The 7875-nt window shown below is 70.5% G+C and carries 7 protein-coding genes; 4 read left to right on the top strand and 3 right to left on the bottom strand.

Features of this window, described 5'->3' with window-relative positions:
- Window positions 1-230: HupE/UreJ family protein (locus tag VBO01S_RS12760; RefSeq protein WP_174543656.1), on the bottom strand; the 230-nt coding region annotated here is incomplete at its 3' end.
- A gap of 29 nt (window positions 231-259) precedes the next feature.
- The gene (locus VBO01S_RS12755; protein WP_062474548.1) at window positions 260-562 is read right to left on the bottom strand and encodes an urease subunit gamma; all 303 of its coding nucleotides are present in this window, start codon (window positions 560-562) and stop codon (window positions 260-262) included.
- A 102-nt stretch (window positions 563-664) separates the two neighbouring features.
- Between VBO01S_RS12755 and VBO01S_RS12750 the strand changes: the two genes are divergently transcribed.
- The 4 genes from VBO01S_RS12750 to VBO01S_RS12735 all read left to right on the top strand — a co-directional run bounded on the left by VBO01S_RS12750 (window position 665) and on the right by VBO01S_RS12735 (window position 7442).
- The gene (locus VBO01S_RS12750; RefSeq protein WP_062474547.1) at window positions 665-4291 is read left to right on the top strand and encodes a hybrid sensor histidine kinase/response regulator; all 3627 of its coding nucleotides are present in this window, start codon (window positions 665-667) and stop codon (window positions 4289-4291) included.
- A gap of 20 nt (window positions 4292-4311) precedes the next feature.
- Window positions 4312-5319, top strand: a complete 1008-nt coding sequence (locus VBO01S_RS12745; RefSeq protein ID WP_062474545.1) for a response regulator transcription factor — start codon at window positions 4312-4314, stop codon at window positions 5317-5319.
- Between the two features lie 90 nt (window positions 5320-5409).
- On the top strand, window positions 5410-6102 hold the full coding sequence (locus VBO01S_RS12740; RefSeq protein WP_255221112.1) for a PA4824 family protein: 693 nt from the start codon (window positions 5410-5412) through the stop codon (window positions 6100-6102).
- 104 nt (window positions 6103-6206) lie between these two features.
- Window positions 6207-7442 (top strand): pyridoxal-phosphate dependent enzyme, encoded by a 1236-nt coding sequence (locus VBO01S_RS12735; RefSeq protein ID WP_062474544.1) that lies wholly within the window; start codon window positions 6207-6209, stop codon window positions 7440-7442.
- A gap of 21 nt (window positions 7443-7463) precedes the next feature.
- On the opposite strand, the gene VBO01S_RS12730 is transcribed toward VBO01S_RS12735, so the two are convergent.
- A complete protein-coding gene (locus tag VBO01S_RS12730; protein WP_062474543.1) occupies window positions 7464-7772 on the bottom strand; it encodes a DciA family protein in 309 nt (102 codons plus the stop codon).
- Window positions 7773-7875 lie beyond the last annotated feature (103 nt).

Below are 7875 nucleotides of genomic sequence, written 5' to 3'. Positions count from 1 at the left end.
CCCGCAAAGGCCAGCGGCGCCCACAGCAGGTCGGGCCAGGCGCGGCGCGCGACCAGCGCGCTCCACAGGCCGACCGCGACCATCGCCGCGAGGTGGTCCGCGCCGGTCAGCGGATGCATGAAGCCGGTGACAAAGCCGTGGTGCACGCCGCCGTCGACGCCGGTGTGGGCGCTGGCGGCCAGCGGCAGGAGGAGGGTGACGAGCAGGGCGGAAGTCTTTGCGAAGCGCATGAAAAGGTCTTTCTTCTTGTGGCGGAGGTTCAGACGATCGGCTGGTGGACGGTCACGAGCTTGGTGCCGTCGGGAAAACTGGCTTCGACCTGGATGTCGGGAATCATCTCGGCGATGCCGTCCATCACGTCGGCGCGGGTGAGCACGCTGCGGCCCTCGCTCATCAGCTCGGCGACGCTCTTGCCGTCGCGGGCGCCTTCCATCACGGCGGCGGTGATCAGCGCGACGGCTTCCGGGTAGTTGAGCTTGAGCCCGCGCGCCTTGCGGCGCTCGGCCAGCAGCGCCGCCGTGAAGATCAGCAGCTTGTCTTTTTCGCGCGGGGTCAGTTCCATGGCGGGGGTGGGGTCGGGTGGCGGTCGGTGATTATGGGCAAGGCTGTGGCTTTGCAACAGTCGTGCCCTGTTCGCCAAATGCCGTACCTGATGGCATGAAAGCTGCACCGAAACGGTGTGAATCCCGCCGACCCACCTCTCCTGACCGACGACGCCCCCCAGCGCATCGTCAAGGTGCGGCGCGACTACAACAGCTGGGTCGCGAGCGAAACGCTGGAGGACTACGCGCTGCGCTACACGCCGCAGCGCTTTCGCAAATGGTCCGAATGGCGGGTGGCCAACACGGCCTTCGGGGCGGCCTCGTTCCTGGTGCTGGAGGCGGTCGGCGCCACGCTGCTGGTGCAGTACGGATTCGCCAACGCCTTCTGGGCGATCCTGGTCACGGGGCTCATCATCTTCCTGGCAGGCCTGCCGATCAGCGTGTACGCGGCGCGCTACGGCGTCGACATGGACCTGCTCACGCGCGGCGCGGGCTTCGGCTACATCGGCTCCACGCTCACCTCGCTGATCTACGCGAGCTTCACCTTCATCTTCTTCGCGCTCGAGGCGGCCGTGATGGCCTACGCGCTCGAGCTGGCGCTGGGCATTCCGCCGGTGTGGGGCTACCTGGTGTGTGCGCTGGTGGTGATTCCGCTGGTCACGCACGGGGTGTCGGTGATCAGCCGGCTGCAGCTGTGGACGCAGCCGCTGTGGCTGCTGATGCTGGTGGTGCCCTTCGTGTTCGTGCTCGTGCGCGATCCTGGTGCGTTCGCGGGCATCACGCACTACGGCGGGGCGAGGCCGGGCGCACAAGGATTCAACCTGCACCTGTTCGGTGCCGCGCTGACGGTCGGCATCGCGCTCATCACGCAGATGGGCGAGCAGGCCGACTACCTGCGCTTCATGCCCGCGCGCACCGCGGGCACGGCGCGCCGCTGGTGGGCCGGCGTGCTGGCGGGCGGGCCGGGCTGGGTGGTGCTGGGCGTGGTCAAGATGCTGGGCGGCGCGGCGCTGGCCTACCTGGCGATCACGCACATGGTGCCGGTCGAGCGCGCGGTCGACCCGAACCAGATGTACCTGGCGGCCTACGAGTACGTGTTTCCGAACTACGGCTGGGCGGTGGCGGCCACGGCGCTGTTCGTGGTGGTCTCGCAGCTGAAGATCAACGTGACGAACGCCTACGCGGGCTCGCTGGCCTGGAGCAACTTCTTCTCGCGCGTGGCGCACAGCCACCCGGGGCGCGTGGTGTGGGTGGTGTTCAACGCGCTCATCGCCTTCATGCTGATGGAGATGAACGTGTTCGAGGCGCTGGGCGACGTGCTCGGCCTGTTCGCCAACATCGCCATCGCCTGGATGATGGCCGTGGTGGCCGACCTGGTCGTCAACAAGCCGCTGGGGCTGTCGCCGCCGGGCATCGAGTTCAAGCGCGCGCACCTGTGGGACATCAACCCGGTGGGCGTGGGCGCGATGGCGCTGGCGTCGGTGCTGTCGATCACGGCGCACCTGGGCGTGTTCGGGCCGCTGGCGCAGGCCTTCTCGGCGCTGATTGCGCTCGGCACGGCGCTGGTCGCGTCGCCGCTGCTGGCGTGGGCCACGGGTGGCAAGTACTACCTCGCGCGCACGTCCGACGCGGGCGGCTCGGTGCTGTTCGCGCCGGCCGCGGGTGGGCGCAAGGTGCGCTGGGCGCGGGTTGAGCCGTCGCCGGACGAGGGCGGCAGCTACCAGCGCCTGAAGGTGCAGCACTGCGTGATCTGCGAACGCGAGTACGAAGGCCCCGACATGGCGCACTGCCCGGCCTACCAGGGCGCGATCTGCTCGCTGTGCTGCACGCTCGACGCGCGCTGCGGCGACCTGTGCAAGCCGCACGCGAGCCTGTCGGCGCAGTGGTCCGCAGTGCTGCGCTGGCTGCTGCCGCGCCGCAGCTGGCGCTACCTCGACACGGGGCTCGGGCACTTCCTGCTGCTGATGCTGGTCATCGTGCCGCTGCTGGCCGTGGTGTTCGGCGTGCTCTACCAGCAGGAGCTGCGGGCGCTGAGCGAAGGCGCGCTCGCGCTGGCGGCGCAGGCCGACGTGGGCGGGGCGCTGGTCGCCGTGCAGCAGGCGTCGCTGCGCTCGGGTTTTCTCAAGGCCTACATGGCGCTCTTGGTCATCGCGGGCATCGTCGCGTGGTGGCTGGTGCTGGCGCACCAGAGCCGCAAGGTGGCGCAGGAAGAATCGAACCGGCAGACCCACCTGCTGGTGCGTGAGATTGCCCTGCACCGCGAGACCGACCGCGCGCTGCAGGATGCCAAGCAGAGCGCCGAAGAGGCCCGCGAGATCGCCGAGCACGCCAAGCTCGCGGCCGACCAGGCGCGGCGCGCGGCGGACCTCGCGAACCAGGCCAAGAGCCGCTACATCAGCGCCATCAGCCACGAGCTGCGCACGCCGCTCAACAGTATCCTGGGCTACGCGCAGCTCATGGGCGAAGACCACTCGGTGCCGCCGCACCGCCAGCAGGCGGTGGCCGTCATCAAGCGCGGCGGCGAGCACCTGCTGTCGCTCATCGAGGGCACGCTGGCCATTGCCCACATCGAAGCCGGCAAGCTCACGCTGGACGCGCGGCCGATGCGCTTTGCCGATGCGATGCGCGAGCTGGCCGACATGTTCGAGCTGCAGGCGGCCGAGAAGGGCCTGCGCTTTCGCTTCGAGGCGGCCGGCACGCTGCCCGACGTGGTGCGCGCCGACGAGAAGCGCGTGAGCCAGATCCTCATCAACCTGCTGGGCAACGCGATCAAGTTCACGGCGGCGGGGCAGGTGACCTTGCGTATTTCGTACGCGCGTGAGTTCGCCGCCATCGAGATCGAGGACACCGGGCCGGGCATGACGGACGCCGACATCGAGCGCATCTTCGAGCCCTTTGCGCGCGGCCACGCGGCGGTGTCGTCGGCGCCGGGTGCGGGCCTGGGCCTGACCATCGCGAAGATGCTGACCGACCTGATGGGCGGCGAGATGAAGGTGCGCAGCACGCCGGGCGAGGGCTCGCTGTTCTGCGTGCGGCTGTTCCTGCCGCGCGTGCACGAGGCGGTGGCGGGCAGTGCGCGCATTGCACCGGCACCGCGCGCGCGGCGCGGCTACGAGGGCGCGCGCCGGCGCTTGCTGGTGGTCGACAACGAGGAAGCCGACCGCGAGCTGCTGGGCCATGTGCTCGCGCCGCTGGGCTTCGAACTGCGCAGCGCGGCCAGCGGGCACGATGCGCTGGACCTCATCGCCGCCGGCTACCGGCCCGACGCCATGTTCGTCGACCTCGCGATGCCCGGCATCGACGGCTGGGAAACCATCCGCCGCGCGCGCAAGCTGGGGCTGGCCGACGCGTCGGTGGCCATCGTCTCGGCCAACGCCTTCGACAAGGGCCTGGACAACGACGTGGGCATCGCGCCCGAAGACTTCTTCGTCAAGCCCGTGCGCCACACCGAGCTGCTCGACTGGCTGGAGCGCCGGCTCGCCCTGCAGTGGACCGACACCGCCGCGCGGCCCGCGCCCGCCGCGGCCGCGCCGCGCGCGATGCAGCCGCCGTCGCTGGCACGCCTGCGTGCGCTCGACGAGGCCGTGGGCCTGGGCTACTTCCGGGGCATCATGAACCAGCTCGACGACATCGACGCCGCGCAGCCCGAGTGCGCCGCGTGGACCGAGGCCCAGCGCGCGCTGGCCCGCCAGTTCCAGTTCGAAGCCATGGGCCGCGCGCTGGCCGAAGCCGCCGAGGGCGCCGCATGACCCAGTTGTCTCCACCCACCATGCCCGCTTCGCCACTCGCCCGCACGCTGCGTGAACAGCAGGGCGCCCACGGCGACCTGGTGCTGATCGTCGACGACGTGCCCGACAACCTCGCCGTGCTGCACGACGCGCTCGACGAATCGGGCTACACCGTGCTCATCGCCACCAACGGCGAGCAGGCGCTGCAGCGCGCCGCGCAGGCGCGCCCCGACATCGTGCTGCTCGACGCGATGATGCCGGGCATCGACGGCTTCGAGGTGGCGCGCCGGCTCAAGGCCGATGCGGCCACCGCGCACATCCCCATCGTGTTCATGACGGGCCTCACCGAAACCGAGCACCTCGTGGCTGCGCTCGAGGCGGGCGGGGTCGACTACGTCACCAAGCCGATCAAACCCAAGGAAGTGCTGGCGCGCATGAACGTGCACCTGCAGGGCGCGCGCCGCGCGCGGCAGGAGGCGCACCAGGCCGGCCAGGCGCGCAATGCGCTCGACGCCTTCGGCTACGCGAGCATCACGGTGCGGCTGCCCGAAGGGCGGCTGATCTGGCAGACGGCGCTGGCGCGCGACCTGCTGGGGCGCTACTGCGAAACGCAGGCGCCCGAGACGCCGCCGGCCGTGCTCGGCTGGCTGCGCCAGCACGCGCCCGAAGCCCGCGCGCGCGGCATCGAGCCGCCGGCGCTGGTCATCGCGCAGGGTGCGCGCAGCCTGAGCCTGCGGCTGCACCGCCAGACCGGCGAGGACGACGCCGGCGACGAATGGATGATCGTCATGCGCGAGGTGTCCGACACCGCCGTGATCGAGGCCATGAGCCTGAGCCTGAAGCTCACGGCGCGCGAGGCCGAGGTGCTGTACTGGGTGGTCAAGGGCAAGACCAACAAGGACATCGGCGAGATCCTCGGCAGCAGCCCGGCCACCGCCAAGAAGCACCTGGAGCGCGTGTACGTGAAGCTGGGCGTGGAGACGCGCACGGCAGCGGCCGGCGTGGCGATCAAGCGCATCCGCGAGCTGCAGCCGCAGTTCGAGTTCTGAGGTCGTGAAGGGTGAGAGGGCCGCGCCGCGTCATGGCGTGGACTTTCCGGCTTCCTAGAATGAGGCAGGGCTCTCTGAGGGAAGCACGAGATGAAGAACAACAACAAACGCACCGCACGCCTGCTCGTTGCCGCAGTCGCGGCGTTGCCGGGCCTGGGCGCGCAGGCCGCCGGCCACTTCGATGTCGACGATGCCGGCACGCTCGATCCCGGCCAGTGCCAGTACGAAACCTGGTGGGGCCGCAGCGGCGCCGAGCCGGTCACGACGGGTTTCCATGTCGGGCCGGCCTGCCGGGTCGGGCCGGTCGAGCTGGGGCTGAACTTCGACCGGCTCTCGGCGCAGGGCGTCCATTCGGTCACGGGCGGCCCGCAACTCAAATGGACCTTTGCCGGCACGGCCGCCGACGCGCCCTTCAGCGCCGCCGTGTCGATGGGCGCGGTGGCCGACCTGCGGCGTGGCGGTCGCTGGGGCGGCCAGCTGGTCGTGCCGCTCACCTGGCGACCCACCGGCAGCCTGCAATTCCACGCCAACCTGGGCGCCGACTGGGCGCTGGGCACCGGCGCGCGCACGCCGCGCGGCGGCCTGGCGGTGGAGTGGGCGCTGAACGACGCCGTGTCGCTGATCGCGGAGCGCAACCGGGCCGGGGGCGTGTGGACCTCGCGCGTGGGCGGCCGCTTCAGCCTGACGCCGCTGATCAGCGTCGACATCAGCACCTCGCGCACCGGGCCACAAGGCGTGCGCGGCGTGGTGATCGGGCTGAACCACGAATTCAGCTGGAAATAAGTGAAGGAAAACTGAAATCCGCTGCAATGGGATGAACTCCCGTATCGTGGATTTTGTTGATTTTGAATAAGATTCGGTCACATTTATTAACGAGTCAACGATCCGTGACCCCATCGCCCGTTCTGGACTTCAAGTTCACCGCGCCGCCGGAGAGCCCCGCGCAGACCTTCCTGCCGGGGCGGCCGGCCGGGGTGCTCGGCCGCTCGTTCACGCCGCAGCGCAATCCGCGCCTGCAGGGGCTGCAGTGCCTGCGCTGCGACGCGCTGTACCCGGTCACGCTCGCCAACGACGGCTGCCCGGCCTGCCGGCAGGCCGGCTTCCATGTCGGGCTGCGCGCCAGCTACCGGCCCGGCGGCCCGGATGTCGTGCCGATGCCGTACGTGCAGGGCTTCTCGCTCGGCGAAGGAAACACACCGCAGCACGACATGCCCGAGCTCGCGCGGCAGTTCGACATCGCGCGCCTGAGCATCAAGGACGAATCGCGCAACCCGACCGGCTCGCCGAAAGACCGGCTGACCGCGATGGGCGTGGCGCAGGCGCTGGACGCCGGCGCCCACACGCTGGTGCTCGCCTCGTCGGGCAACACGGCGGTGTCGGCGGCGCACTACGCCTGGGCCGCGGGGCTCGGTTGTGAGGTGGCCTCCTACGAGGCGATGCCCGCCACCTATGCCCGCCAGCTCGACGCACTGGGCGCGCGGCGCTATGTGTTCGCCGACAACACCGGCCGCTGGGGCTTCGTGCGCGAGCGCTCGCAGTACCCGGGGTATTTCGCGCTCTCCAACTACCGCCTGCCCGCGCTGGGCAGCGCGCCCTTGGGCGTGGAGGGCTACAAGGCCATCGCCGAAGAGTGCCTGAAGGACGGCGGCCTGCCCGACCACGTCGTGGTGCCGACCGGTCGCGGCGACATGGCCTGGGGCATCTACGCCGGTTTTCGCGAGTTGCTGGCGGCGGGGCGCATCGCGCGCCTGCCGCGGATGTGGCTGGTCGAGCCCTTCCCGCGGCTGTCGCGCGTGCTCGGCGGCGGAGCACTCAATGGCAGCTACCCCGGTCGCACGGCGCAGCTGTCGAGCGCGGGCGCGACGGTCACTTACCTGCAATGGCAGGCCGCCACGGCCAGTGGCGGCGGTGCGGTGGTGGTGGGCGACGACGAGGCCCGCGCGGCGCGGCGGCTGCTTACTGCGGCCGGCGTGAGTGCCGAACTGGCAGCAGCGGCGGGCCTGGGGGCGGTGCGGCAACTGCGCGAGGCCGAGACCATCGCGGCCGATGCGCATGTCGTGATGGTGCTGACCTCCGACGCGTCGAGCGACCCGAGCTGGCCCGATCGCGCCGTGGCCGCCTGAGGCGGTGTGCGACCCCGGGGCTCAGCGCCCCGTGTGCACCTTGATGCGGATCGTCGCGACGTCCCAGCCCCGGTTCTTCAGCCGCGTGACCAGCATCGGCGACAGCTGCCGCAGCTTGGCGGCAGCGGCGCTGCCCTTGACCAGCAGGCACCACACGTCGCCCTCGGCCGGCCCCGGCTGGATGGCCGCGCGCATGGCCGGCGGAATCAACCCTTCGATGGCCTTCAGCCGCTCGGCCGTGTCCCGCGCGCGCGCCATCAGGCTCCCCAGGGTGGGGGCGCCTGCCGCAGCATCGTGCAGTGAAATGGCGGGGGGCAGTCGGCGATACATGGGTAATCCAGGGGTTAGAAACAAGACAGCTAAAATGCCCGGTTTGCCGACGCGTGCGTCGGCGTTTGTTCCGGAACGGGGCCATCCGACTTCGAGACTTGCG

The sequence above is a fragment of the Variovorax boronicumulans NBRC 103145 genome (assembly GCF_001591345.1).
In the GTDB taxonomy this organism is placed as follows: Bacteria; Pseudomonadota; Gammaproteobacteria; order Burkholderiales; family Burkholderiaceae_C; genus Variovorax; species Variovorax boronicumulans.
The sequence above is the reverse complement of the archived record's forward strand: the minus strand, read 5'-3'. Positions and strand labels throughout refer to the sequence as shown.

Excerpts from the sequence above, each read along its gene's own strand:
- VBO01S_RS12755 (WP_062474548.1), bottom strand. The coding sequence starts at position 562 with ATGGAACTGACCCCGCGCGAAAAAGACAAGCTGCTGATCTTCACGGCG.
- VBO01S_RS12745 (WP_062474545.1), top strand. The coding sequence starts at position 4,312 with ATGCCCGCTTCGCCACTCGCCCGCACGCTGCGTGAACAGCAGGGCGCC.
- VBO01S_RS12730 (WP_062474543.1), bottom strand. The coding sequence starts at position 7,772 with ATGTATCGCCGACTGCCCCCCGCCATTTCACTGCACGATGCTGCGGCA.
- VBO01S_RS12740 (WP_255221112.1), top strand. The coding sequence starts at position 5,410 with ATGAAGAACAACAACAAACGCACCGCACGCCTGCTCGTTGCCGCAGTC.